The organism is Hyphomonas sp., from assembly GCF_036964145.1.
Lineage (GTDB): Bacteria > Pseudomonadota > Alphaproteobacteria > Caulobacterales > Hyphomonadaceae > Hyphomonas.
Genome location: NZ_JBALUC010000001.1, coordinates 291,259 through 314,696 on the forward strand (window position 1 = coordinate 291,259; position 23,438 = coordinate 314,696).

22 protein-coding genes and 1 tRNA gene are annotated in these 23,438 nt (G+C 61.5%); 13 read left to right on the forward strand and 10 right to left on the reverse strand.

Annotation, left to right across the window (positions count from 1 at the left end; translation table 11 throughout):
* Positions 1–33 precede the first annotated feature (33 nt).
* The 6 genes from V7660_RS01505 to htpX all read right to left on the reverse strand — a co-directional run bounded on the left by V7660_RS01505 (position 34) and on the right by htpX (position 7,221).
* Positions 34–1,926, reverse strand: coding sequence for a nucleoside-diphosphate sugar epimerase/dehydratase (locus V7660_RS01505; RefSeq protein ID WP_335601352.1), 1,893 nt, complete (start codon positions 1,924–1,926; stop codon positions 34–36).
* Entirely contained in the window at positions 1,923–3,671 is a 1,749-nt protein-coding gene (locus V7660_RS01510) for a heparinase II/III family protein (protein WP_335601353.1), read from the reverse strand. The genes V7660_RS01505 and V7660_RS01510 overlap by 4 nt, the downstream gene beginning before the upstream one ends.
* 3 nt (positions 3,672–3,674) lie before the next feature.
* On the reverse strand, positions 3,675–4,343 hold the full coding sequence (rpe, locus tag V7660_RS01515) for a ribulose-phosphate 3-epimerase (protein WP_335601354.1): 669 nt from the start codon (positions 4,341–4,343) through the stop codon (positions 3,675–3,677).
* A 69-nt stretch (positions 4,344–4,412) separates the two neighbouring features.
* Positions 4,413–4,898 carry a glycine zipper 2TM domain-containing protein gene (locus tag V7660_RS01520; protein ID WP_335601355.1) on the reverse strand — a complete coding sequence of 162 codons (486 nt, stop codon included), beginning with the start codon at positions 4,896–4,898 and terminating at the stop codon, positions 4,413–4,415.
* A gap of 129 nt (positions 4,899–5,027) precedes the next feature.
* Positions 5,028–6,296 carry an RsmB/NOP family class I SAM-dependent RNA methyltransferase gene (locus V7660_RS01525; protein ID WP_335601356.1) on the reverse strand — a complete coding sequence of 423 codons (1,269 nt, stop codon included), beginning with the start codon at positions 6,294–6,296 and terminating at the stop codon, positions 5,028–5,030.
* A 28-nt stretch (positions 6,297–6,324) separates the two neighbouring features.
* Positions 6,325–7,221 carry a zinc metalloprotease HtpX gene (gene htpX / locus V7660_RS01530; RefSeq protein WP_335601357.1) on the reverse strand — a complete coding sequence of 299 codons (897 nt, stop codon included), beginning with the start codon at positions 7,219–7,221 and terminating at the stop codon, positions 6,325–6,327.
* A 90-nt stretch (positions 7,222–7,311) separates the two neighbouring features.
* Between htpX and V7660_RS01535 the strand changes: the two genes are divergently transcribed.
* Positions 7,312–7,527, forward strand: coding sequence for a DUF1674 domain-containing protein (locus V7660_RS01535; protein WP_335601358.1), 216 nt, complete (start codon positions 7,312–7,314; stop codon positions 7,525–7,527).
* A 12-nt stretch (positions 7,528–7,539) separates the two neighbouring features.
* Here V7660_RS01535 and V7660_RS01540 read toward each other — a convergent pair whose 3' ends face one another.
* Together V7660_RS01540 and V7660_RS01545 are read right to left on the reverse strand one after the other, a co-directional pair.
* Entirely contained in the window at positions 7,540–8,724 is a 1,185-nt protein-coding gene (locus tag V7660_RS01540; protein ID WP_335601359.1) for an acyl-CoA dehydrogenase family protein, read from the reverse strand.
* Between the two features lie 96 nt (positions 8,725–8,820).
* Positions 8,821–10,692: a DUF885 domain-containing protein gene (locus V7660_RS01545; RefSeq protein WP_335601360.1), complete on the reverse strand. Its 1,872-nt coding sequence runs from the start codon at positions 10,690–10,692 to the stop codon at positions 8,821–8,823.
* A 104-nt stretch (positions 10,693–10,796) separates the two neighbouring features.
* Between V7660_RS01545 and hemC the strand changes: the two genes are divergently transcribed.
* The 5 genes from hemC (at position 10,797) to V7660_RS01570 (ending at position 15,397) form a co-directional block, all read left to right on the forward strand.
* Complete coding sequence (gene hemC, locus V7660_RS01550) at positions 10,797–11,780, forward strand: hydroxymethylbilane synthase (protein ID WP_335601361.1); 984 nt, start codon at positions 10,797–10,799, stop codon at positions 11,778–11,780.
* Positions 11,774–12,502, forward strand: a complete 729-nt coding sequence (locus tag V7660_RS01555; RefSeq protein ID WP_335601362.1) for a uroporphyrinogen-III synthase — start codon at positions 11,774–11,776, stop codon at positions 12,500–12,502. Before hemC ends, V7660_RS01555 begins: the two co-directional genes overlap by 7 nt.
* Positions 12,503–12,561: 59 nt before the next feature.
* A complete protein-coding gene (locus V7660_RS01560) occupies positions 12,562–13,785 on the forward strand; it encodes a COG4223 family protein (RefSeq protein ID WP_335601363.1) in 1,224 nt (407 codons plus the stop codon).
* A 6-nt stretch (positions 13,786–13,791) separates the two neighbouring features.
* Positions 13,792–15,228, forward strand: coding sequence for a heme biosynthesis protein HemY (locus tag V7660_RS01565; protein ID WP_335601364.1), 1,437 nt, complete (start codon positions 13,792–13,794; stop codon positions 15,226–15,228).
* A 93-nt stretch (positions 15,229–15,321) separates the two neighbouring features.
* Positions 15,322–15,397, forward strand: a tRNA-Thr gene (locus V7660_RS01570).
* Between the two features lie 19 nt (positions 15,398–15,416).
* On the opposite strand, the gene thpR is transcribed toward V7660_RS01570, so the two are convergent.
* Positions 15,417–15,950: an RNA 2',3'-cyclic phosphodiesterase gene (gene thpR, locus V7660_RS01575; RefSeq protein ID WP_335601365.1), complete on the reverse strand. Its 534-nt coding sequence runs from the start codon at positions 15,948–15,950 to the stop codon at positions 15,417–15,419.
* Between the two features lie 84 nt (positions 15,951–16,034).
* Positions 16,035–16,367: a DUF2853 family protein gene (locus V7660_RS01580; RefSeq protein WP_335601366.1), complete on the reverse strand. Its 333-nt coding sequence runs from the start codon at positions 16,365–16,367 to the stop codon at positions 16,035–16,037.
* A gap of 356 nt (positions 16,368–16,723) precedes the next feature.
* On the opposite strand from V7660_RS01580, the gene V7660_RS01585 reads away from it, so the two are divergent.
* The 7 genes from V7660_RS01585 to V7660_RS01615 all read left to right on the forward strand — a co-directional run bounded on the left by V7660_RS01585 (position 16,724) and on the right by V7660_RS01615 (position 23,416).
* A complete protein-coding gene (locus V7660_RS01585) occupies positions 16,724–17,470 on the forward strand; it encodes a Bax inhibitor-1/YccA family protein (protein ID WP_335601367.1) in 747 nt (248 codons plus the stop codon).
* Between the two features lie 80 nt (positions 17,471–17,550).
* Complete coding sequence (locus V7660_RS01590) at positions 17,551–18,114, forward strand: GNAT family N-acetyltransferase (protein WP_335601368.1); 564 nt, start codon at positions 17,551–17,553, stop codon at positions 18,112–18,114.
* 74 nt (positions 18,115–18,188) lie between these two features.
* Positions 18,189–18,779, forward strand: a complete 591-nt coding sequence (locus V7660_RS01595; protein ID WP_335601369.1) for a peroxiredoxin family protein — start codon at positions 18,189–18,191, stop codon at positions 18,777–18,779.
* A gap of 72 nt (positions 18,780–18,851) precedes the next feature.
* Entirely contained in the window at positions 18,852–20,276 is a 1,425-nt protein-coding gene (locus tag V7660_RS01600) for a M28 family peptidase (protein WP_335601370.1), read from the forward strand.
* 9 nt (positions 20,277–20,285) lie between these two features.
* Positions 20,286–20,816 carry a hypothetical protein gene (locus tag V7660_RS01605; RefSeq protein ID WP_335601371.1) on the forward strand — a complete coding sequence of 177 codons (531 nt, stop codon included), beginning with the start codon at positions 20,286–20,288 and terminating at the stop codon, positions 20,814–20,816.
* 10 nt (positions 20,817–20,826) lie between these two features.
* The gene (locus V7660_RS01610) at positions 20,827–22,065 is read left to right on the forward strand and encodes a murein hydrolase activator EnvC family protein (protein ID WP_335601372.1); all 1,239 of its coding nucleotides are present in this window, start codon (positions 20,827–20,829) and stop codon (positions 22,063–22,065) included.
* A 28-nt stretch (positions 22,066–22,093) separates the two neighbouring features.
* Positions 22,094–23,416, forward strand: a complete 1,323-nt coding sequence (locus V7660_RS01615) for a S41 family peptidase (RefSeq protein WP_335601373.1) — start codon at positions 22,094–22,096, stop codon at positions 23,414–23,416.
* The last annotated feature ends 22 nt before the right edge of the window (positions 23,417–23,438 follow it).

Below are 23,438 nucleotides of genomic sequence, written 5' to 3' on the forward strand. Positions count from 1 at the left end.
GTGCCGCGCGGGGTAGCATGACCGCCGCTTGCGTCAAGCGCTCCAGCGCCGCGCCTTTTCGGCGCGTTCGCTTGCATATTCCGGAACCAGAACGCCCAGCAGGCGCAGCGCTTCGGACCGTTCGCGCCGGGATGCCGCCTCAATCAGTTCCACGAGCCGCTTTTCGAACAGTTCGGAGGGCGCGTGCAAATTGTCGACCTGCCAGATGCCGTCCACCTTGGTGGGGACAACGGCTTCATGTTCATAGGTCAGCACTTCGTGCATTTTTTCGCCTTCGCGCAAGCCGGTCGTGGTGATCTTGATGTCGACCCCCGGAACGAGGCCCTTCATGCGGATCATGGTTTCGGCCAGTTGCAGGATCGGCATCGGCTCGCCCATGTCCAGCACATAGAGGCCTGTCTCGGATGTGCGATCCTGAAGGGCCGCAGATTGCAGGACGAGCGAGGAGGCTTCTTCCACCGTCATGAAGTAGCGGGTCACGCCAGGGTCGGTGAGGGTGACCGGACCCCCAGCCGCGATCTGGCGCTCGAACAGGGGCACGACCGATCCGGAGGAGCCGAGCACATTGCCGAACCGGACAATGGAGGCGGCCATGCCGGTCTGCGCCGCAATGCGGGATACCGCCATCTCTGCAAGGCGCTTGGTGGCGCCCATGACATTATCCGGATCCACAGCCTTGTCCGTGGAAATGAATACGAAGCTTTTTGCGCCAACGGTTGCGGCAGATTGCGCCGCATTCACGGCTCCTGCCACATTGGTCAGGATGGCTTCGCAGATATTGCGCTCCATCAGGGGGACGTGCTTCAGCGCCGCCGCATGAATGACGACATCCGGTTTGGCGCGGGTAAACACGTCGCGCACGCGGTTGATGTCGCGCACATCGCCAAGTCGGGCTGTATGCCGCTTTGGCGGCAGCATGCCGGCCAGTTCCATGTCAATCGAATAGAGATTGTATTCGGACGCATCGAGGACGGTGATCGAGGCTGGATCGAGCCGGGCAACCTGACGGGTAAGTTCGGAGCCGATCGTCCCACCGCCGCCGGACACCAAGACATTGGCGCCACTCAGGAGATTGCGAACCGGTTCGATACAGAGGTGGCGTTCCGGGCGCGAGAGAAGGTCGGACGGACGGACCGGCTCGAGCACTTGTGCCGTCTCATCCCGGTTCAGCGCCATGATTTCAGCGCCATGATTGGAGGCCGTCTCAAGCACCCGAATGGTCGTCTCGCGCTTGCGTGCCGCGCCTGTGACAGCGACCCAGGGCGTCTGCTTGTAGCGAACGGTCAGTACTTCAATCAGCCCCCCCAACTCATCAAGGGAGCCGAGAATTGGAATGCCGCGAATCGCGCGGCCGGGTTCGGTTTCTTCCACGTCGACCATGCCGAGCAAGCGAATCTTGCTGCTTTGGGCCGAAGACTGAATACGGCGGATAACTTGAACGCAGCTTTTCGAATCACCGACCAGCAAGACAGGTTGCCCATTCTTGGCGACCGGGCTGAAAATCTGGAAAGGCTCGTGAGTCGTGCGCGAGAGGGCGAACATCCGACCGGCAAACAGGCCGAGGGCCCAAAGGGTGAGTGCGACACTGAGTGTCGCGAAAGGTGTGGCCAACAGGCCGTTCAGCATCAGCATAACCGGCAGGTAGATCAGCGCGGCGAGGCAGATCGCCTGGAAAATCCGCACCGCGTCGGGCCACCCCATATGGCGCCACACCTGCTTCTGTATGCCCAGCACAAGAAAGGATGCGGTAACTGCGGCTGCAAAGAACACCGTGCTGATGGCGATCGAATTCAAGGGCAGGTCCCCTCGAGAGGACTCGGACGACCAGACAAGCAATCCGGAGAACGCCATGGCAAAAATCGCAACACTGATATCGAATCCGAGTGTCAGCGTCATAGCGCGTCGCGCGGCCTGTTTTGGCGTCATGCGGATCTTTCCTTCAGAAATGCCCAGCGAATACAATTCGGCGGCTGTTGTCCGTCCCCGTTAGGATCTGCAAAACCAGCCATAACGATTTGCTCCGGTCTTTCAACCACACCGCGTGCAAGATAAACTGTACGTTCAAGGCGCGCACCTTCGTGGCTGGTCTTGAATTTCCAGACTGTGCCATCGTCACACACCAGACGAATGGCGTCGCGGCCCATGATAGCTGTGACCGTAGGATGTAGATGAAAGCGGATTTCAAAGCCAATGAACTTCCGGTCATCCGAAGGGGGCTGGGAAATGGGTCTGACAAGGGAATCTTCGCCGGTAAGCCGTTGGCCATCGCCTGAAATGAAGAGGCGCCGCCGGTGCAACAAACCGCAGGGTGCCTTGTAGCCGCCATGCTGCGCATCGAGCCAGATTTCGTCGGCTTCTTCGAGGCGTTTGGCCGATATGCCTTCAGGGCCCTGCGCAGACAGCAGCCGCGATTCCTCATTGAGGGAAAAGGTCGAGGAATCTCGCCCGGCCAATATCAGCGTTGAATGTGCGCCGGTCCGCCGGACGGCCGCCTGCCAGTCCACATTGACCTCTGCGCTGTACCCACAGGAGGTCACAAGGCGGCAGGGCCCATCGGACAATTCAAAGCCCAGCGCGCCAGCATGGGCGAAATCACTGAAGGGGCGTTCCGGGGCTTCGCCGCAATCAAGAACCAGACGCAGGCCATTTTTCTCAAGCTTCTGGAAGCCTGATTTGGGCGCAAAGGTGAACCGGCGCGGCGGGACGGGCAGCAGCGACAGGGCCGCCTCGACCACTTCCGGTCGGGCTTCGTCCCCGTCATTGAATGGATTGAGCGCGCCGTCGCCAGCCTGGAAGAAGGCGACCATCGCGCCCATGCGCGGAATCCATTTTTCGAAAAAGTCCGGTTCCGGATGGCCGGCATGGCGGAAGAGATCCTGAAGGGTGAGCAAGTGGACCAGGGCGCGCAAATTGCGTGAGGGACTGCGGCTGACATGGCCGCCATCGGGCAGGATTTGCGCCGTGCATTCGGCGTCCAGGCGTGCGAGCGCCGTGTCGAGGCTCATGGCGCGGTCGATGCACAGCGCCCCCGCGACGATTGTCACCGCACCATACCAGCGCGCCTTTGGATCGGTTGCGGCGTCCACCTGGTCAGACAGGTAGCGTATCTGGCGTACCAGGCATTCGAGCCGGATTTGGCGGGCCTCTTCAGAACCGGTTTCAAACAGGTCGCGGCCGCAGATCATCCAGTTCCAGCAGCGAACGCTCGTCGGGGCCAGCCGCCACGAGAAACCATTGAAGCCGCCATGTGTCTCGATCCAGTCGTCGACGAAGCGAATGGCACGCTCTGCGCCGCGTTCCCCCTGATCGAACAGGTCCGGAAGCCAGGAGAATCGGTGCAGTCGGTCTGCAAAATGCTTGGAGGGCAGGGGGCTGGACCAAGGCGGCTGTCCGGGGGCGAGCGTCAGCCGTTCCATGCCGATACGCCAGATGTCCTGCATCAACGCTTCGCCGCGCCGGTCATCGGTGGGTACAAGGCGGTTCAGATGGTGTGAGAATGCCTCCGGGATCGGGCCCGACAGCTTCAGGCGCTGCAGTACGCCGACTTTGGCGTCGTCGCCGCAAGCTCCACGGAACCTTCGCCAGAGAGCGGCATCATCTGCGCCGGTTCTCGTGCGGTCAGCAAGGATTTCGCTATCTCCGCCTCCCACGTTCACCGTCCATTCCGTCAAGAACTATACCGTTAAGGTCGGTTTGAGCGACCTGATATTATCAGCATAAGCTGATGCGCCGCCCTTGAAAACGGCTGATCCGGCGACAATCGCATTTACACCAGCAGCGATGGCTTTTGGGGCAGTCTCCGAATTGAGGCCGCCATCAATCTCCAGAATGATGTCCCTACCAGTCGAATCGATCATCTGGCGCAGCTGTTCGACCTTGCGTAACTGGCTGTCGATAAAGGCCTGTCCGCCAAAGCCGGGATTCACCGACATGACCAGGATCAGATCGATATCGTCCAGAACCGGCTCCACAATGCTGGCAGGCGTGCCCGGATTGAGGGCAATGCCGGGCTTCATGCCTGCCGCGCGAATCGCCTGCACCGTGCGATGAATGTGCGGACCGGCTTCGGGGTGGACGGTCAGGATATTCGCGCCGGCCTTGGCGAAGGCCGCAATGAACGGGTCAACCGGGGCGATCATCAGGTGCACGTCGAAGGGCTTGTCGGTGCATTTGCGCAGTTTCTCGATCACGGGCGGACCAAAGGTCAGGTTTGGCACAAAATGGCCATCCATCACGTCGATATGGATCATGTCTGCGCCGGCATGGTCGATGGCGGCAATTTCCTCGCCCAGGCGGGAGAAATCTGCAGAGAGAATCGAGGGGGAAATCAGCACGTTTCGCATGTGCATTCCCTAAGCTGGAACAGCCGGCCACACAAGATGGCCGGCTGTCCGAAAGTGTAGCAATCAGCCCTAGTAGCCGCCAGCTGGAACCAGTTTCCAGCCATCGGCACCCGCGATGATATCTACCGGTGTACCTGGCGCGATGTAGACGTCCGCGCCCTGAATGATTTCCTTCACGTCGCCCGTGGAAAAGCGGACGATATAGGCATAGCCCTGTTTCTTGCCGACAGCTTTCCCGGCCTCGTTGCCGGCGATGCCGCCGATTACCGCGCCGCCAATGGCGCCCGCCGTCTGGGCCTTGTCACCGCCGCCGAGTTCGGAGCCTGCGAGACCCCCAAGGACAGCGCCTGTGGCCGTACCGATCAGGGACCGGTCTGACTGGATGGTCACCGCACGCACGGAAGTTACCGTGCCGTGATAGACCGTGGAGGCTTGGCCAACCGCTCCGGGTGTCGCCGTGCCGGCGCCGTAACTGTTTGCACAACCGGCAAGCGCCAGCGTGAGAGCGGCAAAGGCGCCCACGGCAACTTTCCGGGGAGAAAATTCGGTAATCATAGTGAGTGCTCCCTGCACATTAGATGGGTCATCATTGCACAATTGGCCCTGAATGGCAGATGAACTCAGCGAGACCTTTTTGTGGCAAGTCTGTTTAAGCTTTGAAAACCATGGCCGACTTGAAACTGATCAAGTCCGCTGCAGGCGCGCAATGTAGAAGGCGTCATGGCCTGCATCGCCCTTTGGCAGCGTCAGCAAGTCGCCTTCAGCTGTCAGGCAGTCGGCGAAACCGGGGATTTCCGCTTCCACCACAGGCTGGCGCGTATAGAGCCCGTCGGTGATCGCCTGATCGACAATCTCCAGCCCTTCCGATTTGAGCGGGGTGCAGACGCAATAGACGACCGTCCCGCCGGGACTGACCATCTCGGCGGCGGCCGCAAGCAGGCGGGCCTGAGCTGCCGGGAACCGGTCGATTTCCGTCTCGCGCTTGATCCACGCGCCTTCCGGATGGCGGCGCAACGTTCCCAGCGCGGAGCAGGGAGCGTCCAGTAGCAGTTTCGAGACCGGCGTCTCCGGGCGCCATTCATCCGCATTGGCCGCAACAATATTTGCAGACAGTTCCGTCCGGGCGAGGTTTTCCCTCAGCCGTTCGAGTCTCGGTTTCGAGCGATCGACGGCGGTGACATTCGCGCCGGTTGCGGCGAGTTGGAGTGTCTTTCCGCCCGGCGCGGCGCACAAATCGACAATTCGGTCCATTTCGGTTGCGGCGAGAAGTTTTGCAGGCAGCGCTGCGGCGGCGTCCTGAACCCACCATTCGCCCGTTTCATAGCCGGGTAGCGCTTCGATGTTGGCGCTGTCCAGACGGATGGAGCCGGTGGGCAGCAGGTCGCCGCCGGTGGCCTCAGCGACCTGAGCCGGATCGGATCTTGCGGACAGGAAGATGGGCGGTTCGTGCAGTTGATGCGCGGCGAGTTGCTCTGCGCCTTCGGCTCCCAGATCGTTCGTAAACCGCTCCGCCAGCCAGTCGGGCCAGACCAGGGTCGCGGGCATCGCATCGAGATCAGGCGGGGACTCTGTAGCGCGGCGCAGGACGGCGTTCAGGAAACTGCCGCCGGAGCGCGCATCCGGCCAGCCCTTGGCCGCTTCGACCGTCTCGGACACGGCGGCATGCGGCGGGGTTTCCAGCCGCCACAGCTGTACCACGCCAACGCGCAGCAAAGCGCGAATGGCAGGGCTGGTGGCCTCCAGCGGGCGAGAGAGCAGAGGGGCGAGACCGGCATCAATACGGCCGAGCTCGCGGAGGACAGCACTTGCCATCAAGCGGGCAAAGCCCCGATCCGGGCCTTCGAGGTCGTTGAAGCTATCGGACTTGACCATGGCCTCGTCCAGCGTGCGGCGGCTTTCCAGCGCCAGCATCAGCAATTCGGCGGCCGCGCGCCGGGGCAGGGCTCCGCTCATGAGGTCAGGCTTTCGGTCGGTCCCACGCTCAACCCCACGGGCCAGCTTGCCGGCGTGGCGCGTCGGCGGTCTCGGAGCTTACGCCCATATCGGCGGCCATGCGGCGCAGGGCCTCGATCCGGTTGGCTGTCGCAGGATGGGTGGAGAACAGATTGTCGGCGCCCCGACCGTTCAGCGGATTGGCGATATACATGTGCGCCATGGCGGGGTTGCGCTCGGCCGCCATGTTGACCGAGGCGCGGGCACCGCGTTCGATTTTTTGCAGCGCCGAGGCGAGCCAGAGCGGGTTGCCGCAAATCTCGGCGCCGCGCTTGTCGGCTTCGTACTCACGTGAACGACTGATCGCCATCTGGACCAAGGCGGCGGCCATGGGCGCAAAGATCATGATGGCGATGGAACCGATCAGGCCAGCGCGTTCGCGTCCAAAGAACAGCGCGAAATTCGCCAGCATGCCGATGGCACCGGCAATCGTCGCGGTGACGGTCATGGTCAGCGTGTCGCGGTTCTGCACATGCGCCAGCTCGTGGGCCATGACACCCGCGACTTCCTCGCGTGACAATGAGCCGAGCAGGCCGGACGTCGCGGCCACAGCGGCGTGCTCCGGGTTGCGGCCGGTTGCGAAGGCGTTCGGTTGTGGTGTCTCGATGATGTAGACGCGCGGCGCGGGCAGGCCGGCACGCTCTGCCATGCGGGCAACATCGCCAGCGAATGTGCGCAGCATGGGGGAGGAGGTTTCCGGCGTGATCTCTTTTGCGCCCTGCATGCGCAACACGATCTTGTCGGCATTCCACCACGAGAAAATATTCATGCCAGCGGCCACAAAAAAGGCGATTGCCATACCGGGAACGCCCCCGATCAGATAGCCGACCGCCATGAACAGCGCGGTCAGCGCAGCCAGTAACATGAAGGTTTTTGCGGTACCCATGGGTGACACGTCTCCAGTGGTTTCAGTCTTGGGGATGGTTAAATTCCCCACGAACCTATATGGGGATTATTAACGAAATGGGGAGTGCAGATGAGCACACCGGACTTTCCCGACGCAGCCGAAATCGAGCGCCGCAAGGCGCTGTCGCCCGAGGCGCGTCGTGCGCTGGAAGAGGCCGATGCAAGACGGATCGAGACCGCCGAAGACGTGGCCGACCTGCCGGAAGACGAGCGTGGCGGGCCTCGAAAGATCGAGCCCACCCGGTATGGCGATTGGGAACGCAAGGGCATTGCCTACGATTTCTGATCGTCGCGCACGCTAGAGGCCGAGCACCTTCTTCGCGATGATGTTGCGCTGGATCTCGTTCGTCCCGCCATAGATCGATTGTGCCCGTCCGCCGAAATAGGCTGCCACATCCGGCGCGGCATAAGCCGGCAGGCTGCCGGGCAAGTCGCCGCTTTTGCCAAAGGCCTGGCCGAAATGGCCGACCGCATCCAGCATGAGTTCGGTGATCTGCTGGTGGGTCGTGGTGGCCAGGATCTTCACTGTCGAGGCGGCGTCGCCCGGTGATCCGCCTGCGGAGAGCGCGGAGAGGATGCGGAAGACAGTCATCTCCAAACCATCGACGGCCATCTCTGCCTCGGTTAGCTTCCGGGAAAACCCCGGATCATCGATCAGCCGGTAATTTCCGCTCTCGGGGAGGGATTGTGCAATCTCCCGGACATGGCGCAGCATGGCGCGCTTGCCGCCGATGCGGGCATAGGAGGTGCGCTCAAACCCGAGCAGATATTGCGAATAGGTCCAGCCCTTGCCCTCCTCGCCGATGCGGTAGTCTTCGGGCACGGTGACATTGTCGAAGAAGACCTCGTTCAGCACATGTTTGCCATCAATCGTGATGATCGGCTTCACGGTGACGCCCGGTGCATCAATGGGGCAACAGATGAAGGTAATGCCTTCCTGTTTCTTCCCCTCATTGGAGGTGCGCGTGAGCAGGAAGATCCAGTCGGCATGCTGGGCGGCCGAGGTCCAGATCTTGTGGCCGTTCAGCGTGTAGGTGCCATCTTTCAGCTCTGCGCTGAACTGGAGGGAGGCGAGGTCTGACCCTGATCCCGGCTCGGAATAACCCTGTGCCCAGCCGACCGAGCCGTCGCGGATGCCGGGCAGCCATTTTTCTTTCTGCGCATCCGACCCAAACGTGTAGAGGACCGGGCCGACATAGACGACACCCATGGGCGTGACGGTCGGCACGCCAGCGCGCTCCAATTCCTCGTCGAAGACATATTGTTCCTCGACGGACCAGCCGGGGCCGCCATATTCCTCGGGCCAGGCGGAGGCGAGCCAGCCTTTCGCGCCGAGCGCCATTTCAGACTTTCGGACCTCTGCCGTTGTCAGCGCGAGACCGGCGCGGTTTTTTTCGAGAATGTCCTTCGGAAAGTCCGTTTCAAAGAAGGCGCGAACGGTTTGGCGAAAAGTTTCCGTTTCGGGACTGAAGTCGAGGTTCATGGCGTTTTCTCCCTTCCCAAAAGCGTAGGGCAGGGCCTGCCTCAAGCAAGCCCTGCCCTCGCGTCGCCCGGATGGACGCTCAGACTGGTCGTCAGATCAGGCCGCTTTCACTTCCTCGATCCATTGGTCGATGCGGCGTTCGAGAATTTCCAGCGGCAGGGCGCCGCCGCCGAGGACCGTGTCGTGGAAGGCCTTGATGTCGAACTTGTCGCCAAGCTCGTCTTCAGCCTTCTTGCGCAGCTGCTGAATCTTCATCATGCCGATCTTGTAGCTGGTCGCCTGACCCGGCATCACGATGTAACGCTGGATCTCGGAACGGGCTTGAGCTTCGGTGATGGCTGTATTGTTCAGGAAGTACTGAACGGCCTCTTCCTCGGTCCAGCCCTTGGAGTGGATGCCGGTATCCACGACGAGCCGGATGGCGCGCCAGATTTCGGAGCCGAGGCGACCGAAATTGGAATACGGATCTTCATAAGTGTCCGGGAATTCCGTGGCCAGCCATTCGGAATACAGCGCCCAGCCCTCGATATAGGCCGTGAAGCCTGCCTGGGTGCGGAATTGCGGCACGCCTTCCAGTTCCTGCGCGATCGAGATCTGCATGTGGTGGCCCGGAATGCCCTCATGATAGGCGATGACTTCCAGCTCCCGCTTGGGCATGGCGGTCATGTCGGAGAGGTGGGCGTAATAAGTACCGGACCGCGAGCCATCGGGTGTGCCCGGATAATAGTGCTGCGCCGCGCCATCCTGTTCGCGGAAGGGTTCGACCCGTTTCACGACGAGATCCGCCTTGGGCAGGATGCCGAAGAATTCCGGAAGATTGGCCTTGATGTTCTCGATGTGCGTGGTCGCATCATCGATATAGGCCTGACGCCCCTCATCCGTGTTCGGATAGTAGAAGCGCTCATCATCCTTGGAATCGCGCAGCATGGTGAAGAATTCCTGCAGCGTGCCTTCAAAGCCGACTTCCTGCTTGATCGCTTCCATTTCTTCATGGATGCGCGCCACTTCGGCGAGGCCGATCTCGTGGATTTCGTCGGCCGTCAGGTCGGTCGTGGTCTGCGTGGCCAGCAGGTGGTTGTAGTAAGCCTTGCCATTTGGCTGGGTGTCGGCGCCAACCGGGCTGTCCGGGTCCGGCGAGTTCGCCATGTCTTCTTCGGCAAAGGCGATAATGGCTTCATAGGCCGTCTGGAAATCGTCGACCAGCGCGACGCGGGCTTGCTCCAGCTTGGCGTCGGCCTCTTCTTCGGTCAGCTCGCCGGCTTCCGAAAGCTTGGCGATTTCGGATTTCACATCGGCGTAGAGCGCGCTGTCTTCGCCTTCGGTGAAGGGGGCGCCGGTGATGACCTTCTTCGACTGGTCGATCACGCCTTCATAGGCAAATTTCGGCGCATGGACGCCGCGGGAGGCAGACTCTTGCGCAATGGCAATGGCCTGGTTCATGGCCCGGCCGGTCTCGCTGATCCGGGTAATCAGGGCGTCGAGGTCTGCAACGGAACTCACCTCATGGAAATTGATCAGGAAGGTGGGCATGAAGCCCTGCGGCCCGTTCATCTGGTCGAAGATGTAGCCATTATAGAGATAGTCCTCTCCGGCGACTTCCTGCTCGGTCTGGTACTTCCAGATGTCATAGGAAATCCGGTCGGCCGGGGAGAGCGCGTCATAGTTGAACTCGCTTTCCATCTCTTCGGTCGCTGCCACGCGCCAGGCCAGTTGTTCTTCATGGCATTCGATGGTGAAGCAGTCGATCTGGTCATTCTTGTCCTTGCGGCCGAGGAAAGTCAGGCCGATGGGGCTGAATTGCAGCTCTTCTTCGTATTTCGCGTCAAACCACGCATTCAGGCGCTCGCCATTGGCTGCCATTTCTTCTGCAGTCACGGCGGGCTTTTCAGGTTCGGCGGCGGGCGTAGGCTGGCCACAGGCGGTCAGCGCAAGCGCAAGGGCAATCGCGGTGGCGGTTTGCTTGATCATGAGAGGCTCCGGAAAATTTTTCTCGAATAACGATAAGACTTGGTATTCCTTTCCGCGGCGCTGTGTCAATTGGCAAGTCCTCTTGAGGGCGTTAGGTGAGTGGGATGACTGATCCGCGTATTTCTCCTGACAACACATCCCGCCGCGACCAGCGCGTCCTGCGCATTGGCACGCGGGGGTCTCCACTTGCCCTTGTCCAGGCCCGACAGGTTGCGGCAGCCCTGGAAATTCATTCGGGCGGCGCGTGGCGCGGCGAGATCGTCACCTTCACCACGTCCGGTGACCAGTTGACGACCGAACGCCTGATCGATGCCGGCGGGAAGGGATTGTTCACGCGCGAACTCGATGCAGCGCTCGACCGGGGTGAAGTCGATGTCACGGTACACAGCCTGAAAGATGTGCCCTCCGTATTGCCGGGCGGGCAGCGTTTCGTTGCGTTCCCCGACCGGGAAGACCCGCGTGAAGGCTTTCTGTCACCGCATGCAACGCATTTGAACGAATTGAAACAGGGTGCACGGGTCGGAACAGCTTCACTACGCCGTGAAGCACAGACATTGGCGCTGCGCCCGGACGTCGAGATCGTGACCTTCCGCGGCAATGTCGCCACAAGGATGCGCAAGCTGGAAGAGGGCCTGGCCGATGCCACCTATCTCGCAATGGCCGGTCTGACGCGGCTGGGCATGGCGCACCTGGCCCATCCGATCCCGCTGGAAGACATGCTGCCAGCTGCCGGGCAAGGCATTGTCGGGGTCGTGGCGCGCGAAGACCTGCCGGAGGAAGCAGCGGAGGCATTTGTGAAGATGAACCACACGCCCACAGAGGCCGCCGCCCATATCGAACGCGCCTTCCTCGCCGCGCTCGATGGCAGCTGCCGCACCCCAATTGCCGCGCATACCTTTGACATCGGCGAGACCTGGTTCGTGAAAGGCGAAGTCCTGTCACTCGACGGCAAGCAGACATGGTCTGCCAGTGGATCCTGCGCCAAGAAATCCACCCTGCCGCAGATGGCTGAGCTCGGCGCCCGCCTTGCCGCCGAAATTCGCGAAGCCGCGGGCGGCGAGCTGCCAGCCTTTGGCAGCGCATGGTGACGCCGCCGGTCATCGTGACGCGCGCCGAGCCGGGCGCGTCCGAGACCGTAGAGCGGCTGCGGGCAATGGGCCTGACGGCGATTCCCTCTCCAATGCTGGAGCTGAAAGCGCTCGACCTGCCGATGCCGGATCTGTCCGGCATCTATAATCTCGTCTTCACCAGTGCGAATGGCGTGCGCTATTTTGTGGAGGCCGTGGGCGGCATCAACGAACAGGTGGCCGACCTGACGGCATGGTGTGTCGGGCCTGCGACAACCGACGCAGCAAAGGCGGCGGGCTTCCAGCGTATCATGGCCGGAGATGGAAACGCGGACGAGTTGTCCGACCTGATCCTGTCTGCGGATGGGGTAGAAGGTGGTTTTCTCCATGTCGCGAACTCAGCCGCAGCCGGAAACCTTGTTGCTCGGCTGACAGGGGCGGGCCGTGAGGCGCGGTTCGTGGCTCTCTATGAGACGGTTCCGGCGTCCGGCTTCGATGAAGACGCCAAGGCTGCACTCGTCTCTGAAGCGGCCACTATTATCCTGTTCCATTCGGCCAAGGCGGCCCATGCGTTCGTGGCCCTTTCGGAGGACCTGCCGATGTGTACGAATGTTGTGGTGGCAATTTCGGAAGCCGCCGCTGCCCCTCTGGAATCCCTGAACGCCCGCGCTGTGATCGCGGCGGCGCGGCCCAATGAGGATGCCCTCATGGAGGCACTGCTGCAGGCCTGCAAAGGGCTTTGATCGCTGCCGGACTATATGCAAATGTGGACAAAACTCCCGTCTGAAGGGAAACATGATTGATGACCGACGATTCCATACCGGAAGACGACCCGATCGACTCCTCCGAGCCGATTGACGCAGATTTCGAGCCCGCTCCGGAAGAGACGGGGCGCAGCCGGGGCGGCCCGTCGGTTGGGCCCGGCTGGCTGGGTGCGCTCGTGCTTTCCCTGTTCGCAGCAGGGTTGGGCGGTCTCCTCGGCATGGCCGGGACGAGATTCCTGGCAAACAATTCCACCAATCCCGGCATGGTCGAGACCCGCCTCAAGGCCATGGAAGCGGGGCAGGAGGAAGTGTCCATCCGGCTCGCCCGAACGATCCGTGAAAAGGATGGACTGAAGGCCAGCATGTCGGCTCTGGCGACTGAGATGGATGAATTGGCCAAGCGTGAGGGCGGGGCATCTGTTGGAGTCGACAGCGCCGCACTTGAGGACCTTCAACAGCGCGTCTCCGCGCTGGAATCCATTGATACGTCCGGAGAGGTCAGCCCGGAAGATGTCTCCCGCGCTGTCGCCAGCCTGGAAACGCGGCTGGATCGGCTCGCTCGCTCGGTCGAACAGCTGGAAGAGGCGCCCGGCGGAGTAGAGGTCGAGCGCGTGATCGAGGTCGAGACCAAACTTGCCGAATTGCGCGACGATTTGAACGAAGCGAAACTCTCCAACAGCCGTGACGCCGAACAATTGGCTGGCCTGATCGAAGGCATGCGCCAGGATGAGGCCGCCGCGCGCGGAGCGGCTGAAGCGGCATCCCAGACAGCAGACATGGCGCGAGCGGTCTCCGCCATTGAAGCGGCGTCGCGCCGGGGAGGGGGCTTTACCCCCGAATTGCGCACGTTGAGATCAGCCATGCCGGAGGATGCCTCGGTGCGCCAATTGACATCGATTTCTGACGATGGCGCCCCAACCGTGGCGCAGCTCCAGACCTCCTTCGAGGCGGCGAGAGCCAAGGCCGAAGCAGCCATACCTGATGCGTCCGAGGCGGGACTGTCCTGGCTGAACCGGGCCTTTGGGGATGCAGTCAGCGTTCGGCGGCTGGATGGTGAGGACAGCGAACCGGATGCCATTCTGGCCAAGGCGAGCGACACACTCGCCACGGGTGACCTCGCCGCGACGCTTGAATTGGTGAACCAGCTCGACGGTCCGCCTGCCGACGCCATGGCTGACTGGACCGAGCAGGCAAACCGGCGCATCACTCTGGAAGCGGCGCTGGAAGCCTTGCAACGGCGTCTCCTTGAAGGGAAACAATAGGAACCCATGAATCGGATTGTCCTGTTTGTCGTGATCTTGCTGCTGTTTGCAGTGGCCGCCTCCTTTGCGTGGTGGGCGCTGTCATTGCCCGGCGCGGTGACCCTTCCCTATGGCGAGCAGGAAATCTCGATCCAGTCGGGACTGGCGGCCTTCCTGATGCTGATACTGGGCGGTGTGATCGCCTTTGCCTGGTGGATCCTCAGCGGCCTGTTCATCCTGCCCGGCAAGATCGGAAAGTCCCGTCAGGTCTCCCGCACACGCAAGGCAAACTCTGCGCTGACCGAGGGCTTGCTTGCGGCTGAGGCTGGCGACGCCGATACGGCGTTGAAGCTGGCCCGCAAGGCGGCGAAACATGCCGATGATGAACGTCTGCAACTCCTGCTCGAAGCACGCGCGGCGGAAGCCAATGATGACTGGGCCGGGGCCGAGCGGGCCTGGGGACAGCTGACCCGCCTGCCGGGTGGGCAACTGGCAGGCCTGCGTGGTTCGGCCTCGGCAGCGGCAGAACGCGGAGACCAGCAGACCGCCGAAGTTCGGGCGCGGGAAGCGCTTGGTATCAAGTCTTCGGCCGACTGGCCGTTCAATTCCCTGTTCGACCTGCAGGTTTCGCGGGGCGAATGGGTCAAGGCGCTGGAAACCCTGTCGATTGGCGAGAAGCGTGGCCTTATAAAGGGCGACAGCCTGCGTCGCCGCCGGGCCGTGCTGCATACGGCGCGGGCTGCTGGCCTGCCGCATGACCGCAAACTGGAAGCGCAGAAGGAACTTGCCGAAGCCCTGCGCTCGGCCCCGGCCTTTTCACCCGCCGCCTGGCATGGCGCCCGCCAGCTGATGACCGATGGCAAGACGAAATCGGCGCAAGGTGTCCTGGAAACCGGCTGGAAGGCACGGCCGCATCCGGCATTGGCCCAGCTCTCACGCCGACTGGTGCCACAGGACACGCCGGAGAATATCTCGGCGCGCCTGAAAGCGCTCATCAACACCAATCCGACGCATCGGGAAAGCCGTATCCTCGAAGCTGAGCTAGCTATGGACAGCGCCGACTGGACCGGCGCGATCAAGGCGCTCGCTCTGCTAGTCGAAGAGAACCCGACCGCGCGGCTTTGCCTGCTGATGGAGCGGGCCCTGAAGGGATATGGCGATAAATCCGAAGCCGAACGCTGGGGCCGTATGGCGGTGTCTGCATCGCGCGAGCCGGATTGGTCCGATCTCGACCCCAAGGGCATGGCGTTCGACTTCTCCCAGCGCAATTGGAGCCGGCTGGTCTACGCCTTTGGCGATGTCGGAGACCTCGTCCATCCGCGGTACGAATCCTTCGGACGTGAGCTGGAAGCGGGCCGGGTCATGGCCCTCCCGTCCCCGGATGAAGAAGATGATCTGGTCACTGCGAAGGCGCCGAGCGAGCCGCGCTTGCCGCCGTTGGATTATGTCGCCGACGAGGATTAGGCCCGGCCGCTGCAGCCGACCGGCCACCACCTACAAAAGCGTCTTGCGAAAATGGGCCCGTATCGGTATGACGCGGGGCTCATAAGTGGATGTGCCGCTATAGCTCAGCTGGTAGAGCATCGCATTCGTAATGCGGGGGTCAGGTGTTCAAGTCACCTTAGCGGCACCATTTCCACCCCTTGTTCCAGTCATTCCAATACATAATCCGCTTCGGCGACGTACCGGCTCGGTCCCTTGCCGCTATGGCTTGAGTACAGATGGAAGCCTTCGGCCCAGAAGGGGCCGCTGCGATAGGCATGGTGGCGTTCGACCCAAGCCCGGGTCTCGTCGAGGAGCGTCCCGTGCAGATAAGCGAGGGTGACGTGCGGCGTGAAGGGGCGCCGGTCAGGTTCCAGGCCGAGGCGGCGGGCGGCCCGTTCGCACTGCGCTGACAGCGCGCGCAAGGCGTCGCTTTCGCGGACGCGGGCCCAGACCGCTGTCGGCTCACGCCGGCCGAACCAGCCCATGCCTTCCAGCGACACTTCAAAGGGAGGGCAGGAGATTTCTGCCAGCAATTCATCCAGGTCGTGTGCGGAGGCATGTGAGACGTCCCCGAAGAAGCGAAGCGTTATGTGGAAATTCTCCGCTGGTCGCCAACTCGCGCCGGACAGGCCTGTCTGGGTCTCGACCAGGCCGGGATGAAACGCTTCAGGGACGGGGAGGGCGGCAAACAATCGGTACATGTTTTCGTTTGAACTATTTTCCGGGACAAAAGAAAACCCGGCACATCGGCCGGGTTTTCATCAAACGTATCGGGCGGGCGTGTCTCAGCTTGCCAGTGCGTCGAGCTTGCCGAAATGTTCCGCCAGCAAATAGTAAAACGTCACGCGCGACTTGGAGCCGCCTTCGGCGCTCATCTGGTCGCATACAGCCTTGATGGCTGCATCGAGCTCGCTTTGCGTATGAGGCAGGCCCAGCTTGCCGCGGCACCATTTCTCCCGGATGCGATCGAGTTCACCAGAATTACTGCAGGCAACAATGGAACTGTCCCGATTGCGCAAGGCAATCCCCAGTCGTCCCACAATTTTCTCTGCAGCGGCCTGATTGTAGCCTTTCGCATATTTCTTGATGTTGTCGGCATATTCAGAAGCGTCTGCCATGTTTGTCCCCTTTGTTCTCGGCGTCCCCACTGTTGGAATTACGCCAGATTACGAAAATTAACCTTGGGTAATTCCAAGTCAATCCATTAGACCCGTTGGATTACAGCAGAAAATGACCGGATCATTCTGCTGGAACTGCGTTTTGAACAACAGCCTGCACTCGCGAGGACGTTTCATGGCAGGTTCTGCCAATCGGGCATTGGCCATAATGGTTTGGGGCCTGACCTCATCCTTCCGGAGGAGTCGCAGGCATGGCCACCGGTTTAGCTTGCTAAAGACGGCTTGCCCCACCATATTCAGGGTCAGTTTGGCGGGTCTTGAACCCCCGCCGATCAACCAGAAAGGGTATTACACCTATGAATGACTTCAATCGTGCCTATTCGCCGGGGCCCTCTGGCCAGACGATGGACATGTCGGTCAATGAAGGTCTGCGCAGCTTCATGCTGGGCGTCTACAACAAGATGGCGCTTGGCCTGCTGCTGACGGCAGCATTGGCCTATGCCTTCGGCGCGCTGGTGCCGGAAAGCGTCACCCTGACCCTCCTGACCGGGCCCATCGGCCTTGTCATCATGTTTGCTCCGCTGGCGATCCTGCTGCTGTCAGGCTTCGTCATGAAGAACCCGTCGCCTACGGCGGCGAACCTCGTCTATTGGTCGGTTGTCTCGCTGATAGGGGTCGGCATGGGCGCCATCGTCTATGTCTATGCCCGCCAGCCTGATGGCATGCTGATGGTCTCCAAGGCCTTCCTCACAACGGCTATCGCGTTCGGCGGCCTGTCACTCTACGGCTATACCACGAAGCGCGACATGTCCGGTTGGGGCGTCTTCCTGATCATGGGCGTCGTCGGCATCATCGTTGCGTCGATCCTGAACATGCTGATCTTCCAGTCCAGCATGATGCACATGGTGATCTCGGTGGTCGGCCTGTTGATTTTCGCTGGCCTGACCGCCTATGACACCCAGCGCCTGAAGAACATGTACTTCCAGATTGCCGGCAATGCCCGGGCGATGGCTGTCGCCACGACCTATGGCGCCCTCAGCCTCTATCTGGACTTCGTCAACATGTTCCAGTTCCTGCTGGCCATCATGTCCGGTCGCGACTAGTCGAACTGTCGCAACAAAGGTAAACGAAGCCCCGCCCGCAAGGCGGGGCTTTTTTGTACGTGACATGCGGAGGGGACATCATGGCCATTGGTCCGACCATTGAAACCGAACGACTGATCCTGCGTCCGCCGCTCGCAGAGGATCTGCCTGCCTGGAACGCATTCCACGCCGATGAGGAGGTCATGCGCCATCTTGGCGGCGTGCAGGGGCCAGAGCTGACCTGGCGGTCTGTGTGCGGCATGGCGGGCGCTTGGACGATTGAAGGCTTCTCCATGTTTTCGATCATCGAAAAAGCGACCGGCGACTGGGTCGGCCGGTTGGGGCCGTGGCGGCCCAGTGGCTGGCCGGGCACCGAGATCGGCTGGGGGCTGGCGCGTGCCGCGTGGGGGAAGGGATATGCGACCGAGGGCGCGTCCGCCGCAATGGATTATGCGGTCGACATTCTTGACTGGAGTGAGGTGATCCACACGATCCTGCCCGAGAATACGGCGTCCGTGCGCGTGGCGGAGCGCCTCGGTAGTCGTTTCCTGCGGAAACAGGAAACCCCGCCGCCTTTCGAGGGCATGGTTTGGGACGTGTACGGCCAGACCGCCGAGGAGTGGCGTGCCCGGCGCAGCTCATCACGCCCGATCAAGCCTGTGTGAGCCGCGTCGTTTTCGTCTCGCAAGCCGACGCGACCGGGCGTAAAGCTGGGCGACAGACCCCGAGGAGATGTCCCATGATCCGCACGCTTACCCTTGCTTCCGTCCTGGCCATGTTGCCTGCTGCCGCTGGCGCACAGGACGCAACCGACACGCCGCGCGCATCGACGGGTCTGCCAACCCCCGCCATCGGTCTGGCGCTTGGCCAATCGGCCCCAGCAGTCCAACTGTTGCGTCAGAATGGTCAGGCGGCGGGCCTGACCGATGTGATGGGAGAGAAGGGGGTCGCGATTGCCTTCGTCCGCTCGGCGGACTGGTGCCCTTATTGCCAGAAACAGCTGAAACAGATCGACGATATTTCGGGCGAACTGGCGGAAATGGGCTGGCCGCTTGTGGCAATCTCCTATGACGATCCGGACATCCTGTCGAAATTCGCCGACAAGAATGGACTCGGTTTCGAGCTTCTCTCGGATCCGGACTCTGCTGCCATCATGGCGTTCAATCTGCTCAATGAGGAGATGAAGTCCGGTTCGCGCTATTACGGCATTCCGCATCCGGCCATCATGTTCGTCGGGACGGACGAGACAATCCGGGCTGTGCTGCGCGAAGAAGGGTACAAGAATCGCCCCTCGCTCGACGTGATCCTGCAAATTGCCGAACAACTTTAGACGTCAGGGCTGTTCATGTCGCCGGGGGGACATGTAGTCTGGCGCCTCACATTCCAGCGGGAGACGAGGCGGATGAAACAGGTCAGGCAAATTGCAGGAGTCTTGGTGGGAGTGGCAGTGCTGGTCGGCGCGTCGGCCCATGCCCAGGAAGCGGAATTGTCGCCGGACATTGCGGCCACGACCCAGCAATTGATCGACGATGCCCTGTCCGATGAAGTCGGCTTGCAGTTTGTCGAAGACCTGACCACGGAAGTCGGTGCGCGGCTGGCGGGTTCGCCGGACGAGGCGCGGGCGCGGGTCTGGGCCATGAACGCGCTGAAGGAACTGAACTTCGATGTCACGCGCGTCGAGGATTTCACCATTCCGTACTGGGCCCGCACACATGAATCCGCTCGCGTGGTCGGCCCGAATGCGCAGGAACTCGTCATCACTGCTCTGGGCGGCAGCCGCGCGACGCCGGATGGCGGTCTGGAGGCGGAGATCGTACGGTTCGACTCCCTGTCAGACCTCAAGGCCGCAGATGCTGCGAGCCTTGCGGGCAAGATCGCCTTCATTGATGAGCATATGTACAAGACCCAGAACGGCGCGGGCTATGGCCTCGCCGTGCGCAAGCGGAGCGGGTGTGCGAAGGCCGCAGCGGACAAGGGCGGCGTCGCCTGCCTGATCCGGTCGGTTGGCACCCAGCCTCACCGCATGCCGCATACGGGCGGCATGTCACGCGAAGGCGCGCTTGGCGCGTTGCCAGCGGCCGCCCTGTCCGGCCCGGATGCGGACCAGCTGACCCGGTTACTGGCGCGCGGACCCGTCCGGGTGAATCTGGATATTGGCGTTGAATATGCCGACTCCGCCCCCTCCGGAAACGTCATCGCAGAAGTCGAAGGATCCGATCTGAAAGATGAAATCGTGCTGATCGGGTGCCACCTCGATAGTTGGGATCTCGGCACAGGTGCCATTGATGACGGCGCCGGATGCGGCATCGTCGTGGGGGCGGCCAAGCTGATAGCCGACCTGCCTGGAAAACCCCGCCGAACGATCCGTGTGGTTCTCTATGGTTCCGAAGAAGTCGGCCTGTTCGGGGGCGCCGCCTATGCGCGCCGGCATGGCGATGACCTCGCACAGCATGTGCTTGCGGCGGAAAGCGATTTCGGCGCTGGCCGCATCTGGCGCTTTCAGTCCAATTTTGGTGAGGGAGCCATCCCGTACGCAGATACAATCAAGTCCGTGCTGACCCCGCTGGGCGTGTCCGAAGGGGACAATTCGGCAGGCGGCGGGCCGGATATCGGTGTGCTGAGCCGGGCAGGGGTGCCCGTTGTAACCCCTGGTCAGGATGGGCGCGATTATTTCGACTATCACCACACGCCGGATGACACGTTCGACAAGATCGACCCTGAAGACTTCCGCCAGAATGTGTCTGTGTACGCTGCGTTCACTTATATTGCGGCTGAGACAGGATGGGATTTTCGAATGCCAGATGCGGAAACGGTTGGCTCCGACTGACCCGAACGTATGAACGCACCGGAAAAAGTCGGCCCCGCCCTCGCGGCGGCTCTGGAGGGGCTCAAACTTGCCCGGAGAGAGCTCGACCATGTCGAACAGGATTCCGAGCGCTGGCGCTGGGTGGCGGTTGGCCTCGTAACGGCGCTGAAATGCGCCACTCTGGCGGCCTTGTCGGGATATGAAACCGCCTCTGTGGAGGACACGGCCGATTTGAAAATCCCTAGCAAGGTCGCACCGTTCCACCTGTTATTGCGCCGCGCGCGATCGGATCGCTATCTGGCACCGCCGGAACAGCTGCCTGCCACGGGCGGGCAGGTCGACGCCGTGCTCCGGCTGGCGGAATACCGCAATGAAGTCGTGCACGGCGTCCTGGCCAATCGGCCAACCACGATCATTTCGGATGGACAGGTCGCAATGGACATGATCGCGCATTTCGTGGTCCGCGTGCCAGCGTTCGATACGGCGAATCATGCTGTCTATTGCGCACTGCTTTCTGACGAAGTTTCTGCAATCACCAAGCGACTTGCGGCGCTTGGTTAATCTTGAGGTCATGACCGCCTGCAATAAGGACGGGATGCGCGTGAATTGCCGGCCCCTTTTGTTGACCCTTGCGGCGTTTGCCCTGACGGCGGCGATGCCGGACACGTTTTCGCGGGAAGACCTGCAGACGCTGGAAGCCGAGCGCCGCGCCGCCGAACAGAAGCTGGAAGCCTTGCAGACGGCGGGCGACACCACGCTGAATGATCTCAAGAACATCGACAGCCAGCTGATATCCGCCGCCATGGAATCCCAGCGCAGGGAAGAGCAGGCGTCGAATGCAGAGAAGTCCCTTATCGATCTGGGCGCACGCCGGATATCGGCGCAGATGAGCCTGCTCGAAAATAGGCAGGCATTGGAAGACCTGCTCGCCGCGCTCGCAGCCTCCAATCGCCGGAAGCCTCCTGCGCTGATCGTGTCTCCCAGCAAGGCAAACACGGCCGTGCGGCGTGCGATCCTGATGAGCGAGACAACTCCGCGCCTGGCTACCGAGACCGAAGAATTGTCACGGGAAATCGACACGCTGAATGAGCTTGAGCGCCGTATCCGAGGCGAAAAGGCCCGGTTGGATGCGGCCGAGGCAACGCTCGCGCTGAAACAGGTCGAGATTGAACGCCTCGCCGCCGCCAAGCGCGGGAATTTCGAGGATTTGTCCAGCGACATTGCGGTGTTGAAAGCCCGGGCTGCGGCGATCGGCGCGAAAGAAGAGGATCTGAGGTCACTGCTGGCGTCCCTCGAAGCCCAGGCCCCTTCGGCGCCCGGTGCCAAACCGGACCTCAGGCCACGTCTTGTGTCCAGTTCGCCCTCAAAGCCCTCTGCCTCGCAGGCTGTTGCGCGGACACCCGCCTCGCGTCCTCTTGGAAAGGCTGTCCTGGGGGCGCTGAAGCCGCCCGTCGCCGGATCGCTCGCGCGGGCATTCGGTGAAAAGCTGCCCACCGGGGGCAAGTCAGAATGGATTGCTTTTGCGGCGCGTGCCAATGCGCAGGTCGTCGCGCCGGTCGGCGGAACGGTTGAATATGCCCGTCCCTTCCGGACGTATGGATCAATGTTAATTTTGCGGACGAGTGACGGTTACCATGTTATTCTTACAGGTATGAGCCGGATCTATGTCACTGAAGGCCAAGGCGTTTCTGCAGGCGAGCCTGTCGGGCGCATGCCCGACCGGGCCGAGCCGGTTCCCGAGCTGAATATGGAATTAAGGCTTGGCGACAAGGTAATGAATCCGGCAGAGTGGTTACCAGGCCGGAGCTAAGGTCAAAAGGATGATGGAGGACTGGAATATGCGTTCACTACTGACAGGGGCTGCCCTGGGTGTCGTTCTGGGTGGCGCAGCTGTCGGATTTTCCGCTTTCGCCTCACCGGAGGACAAGGCCGAAGACCCGCGCATGGTCACCTACCAGCAGTTGGACCTGTTCGCTGAAATCCTTGCCCGCGCCCGTCAGGATTATGTCACCGAAGTGGATGAACGCGCGGCGATGAAAGCGGCCATCAATGGCATGCTCACCTCGCTTGATCCGCATTCCAGCTATCTTGATCCGGACGATTTCCGCTCCATGCAGGTTCAGACCAGTGGCGAATATGGTGGCCTCGGTATTGAAGTGACGATGGAAGATGGCTTCGTGAAAGTCATCTCCCCGATGGACGACACGCCTGCCAGCCGGGCAGGCATCGAGCCCGGCGACCTGATTACCGCCATCAATGGCAAGCCGATCATCGGACAGACCCTCAACGAAGCCGTCAAGGAAATGCGCGGCGAGAAGGGGACCGACATTGACGTGACGATTCTGCGCGAAGGCGAGGATCCGTTCGACGTCACGCTGACCCGCGAAGTGATCCAGCAGAAATCAGTGACCTGGAAGATGCAGGAAAGCGATATCGGTTATATCCGTATCTCCACCTTCAACGAGCGCACGACCCTGCTGCTCGAAGAAGCCATCGAAGGTATTGCGCAAGAAACCGGATCCCGCCCGCGCGGACTCATTGTGGACCTGCGCAATAATGGCGGCGGTCTGCTTGATCAGGCCGTGTCGGTTTCCGACATGTTCCTCTCCGGCGGGGAAGTGGTGTCGACGCAAGGTCGGCGCATTTCCGACATGGAGCGCTACAACGCGCATTCCGGCGAAGTCTTCAAGGGCATCCCGATGATCGTTCTGATCAATGGCGGATCGGCCTCTGCGTCCGAGATCGTTGCCGGCGCCTTGCAGGATCGCCACCGGGCAACCGTGGTCGGCACGACCAGTTTCGGTAAGGGCTCGGTTCAGACTGTCATTCCGCTCGGCGCAGATCGCGGTGCAGTTCGACTGACGACGGCGCGCTATTACACGCCGGCGGGCCGCTCCATTCAGGCGCTCGGCATCGATCCCGATATCGAGATCACCCAGTCGCGTCTGTCCGAAGAAGAACTCGCCCGGATCCAGCGCTGGTCCGAAGCTGACCTGCCGCATGCGCTTGCCAATGAAGACGGTGAAAAACGCGAAGACATCTCGATGCCGGATGAACAGCCGCCCGAAGACTGGGATGGCGAGGATTTCCAGCTCAAGAGAGCTGTGGAAATGCTCAAGGAAGGCACTGTAACCGCCAGTGCAATGAGACGTGCCGGTTAACCAGATGTTTGCGACCTGTTAA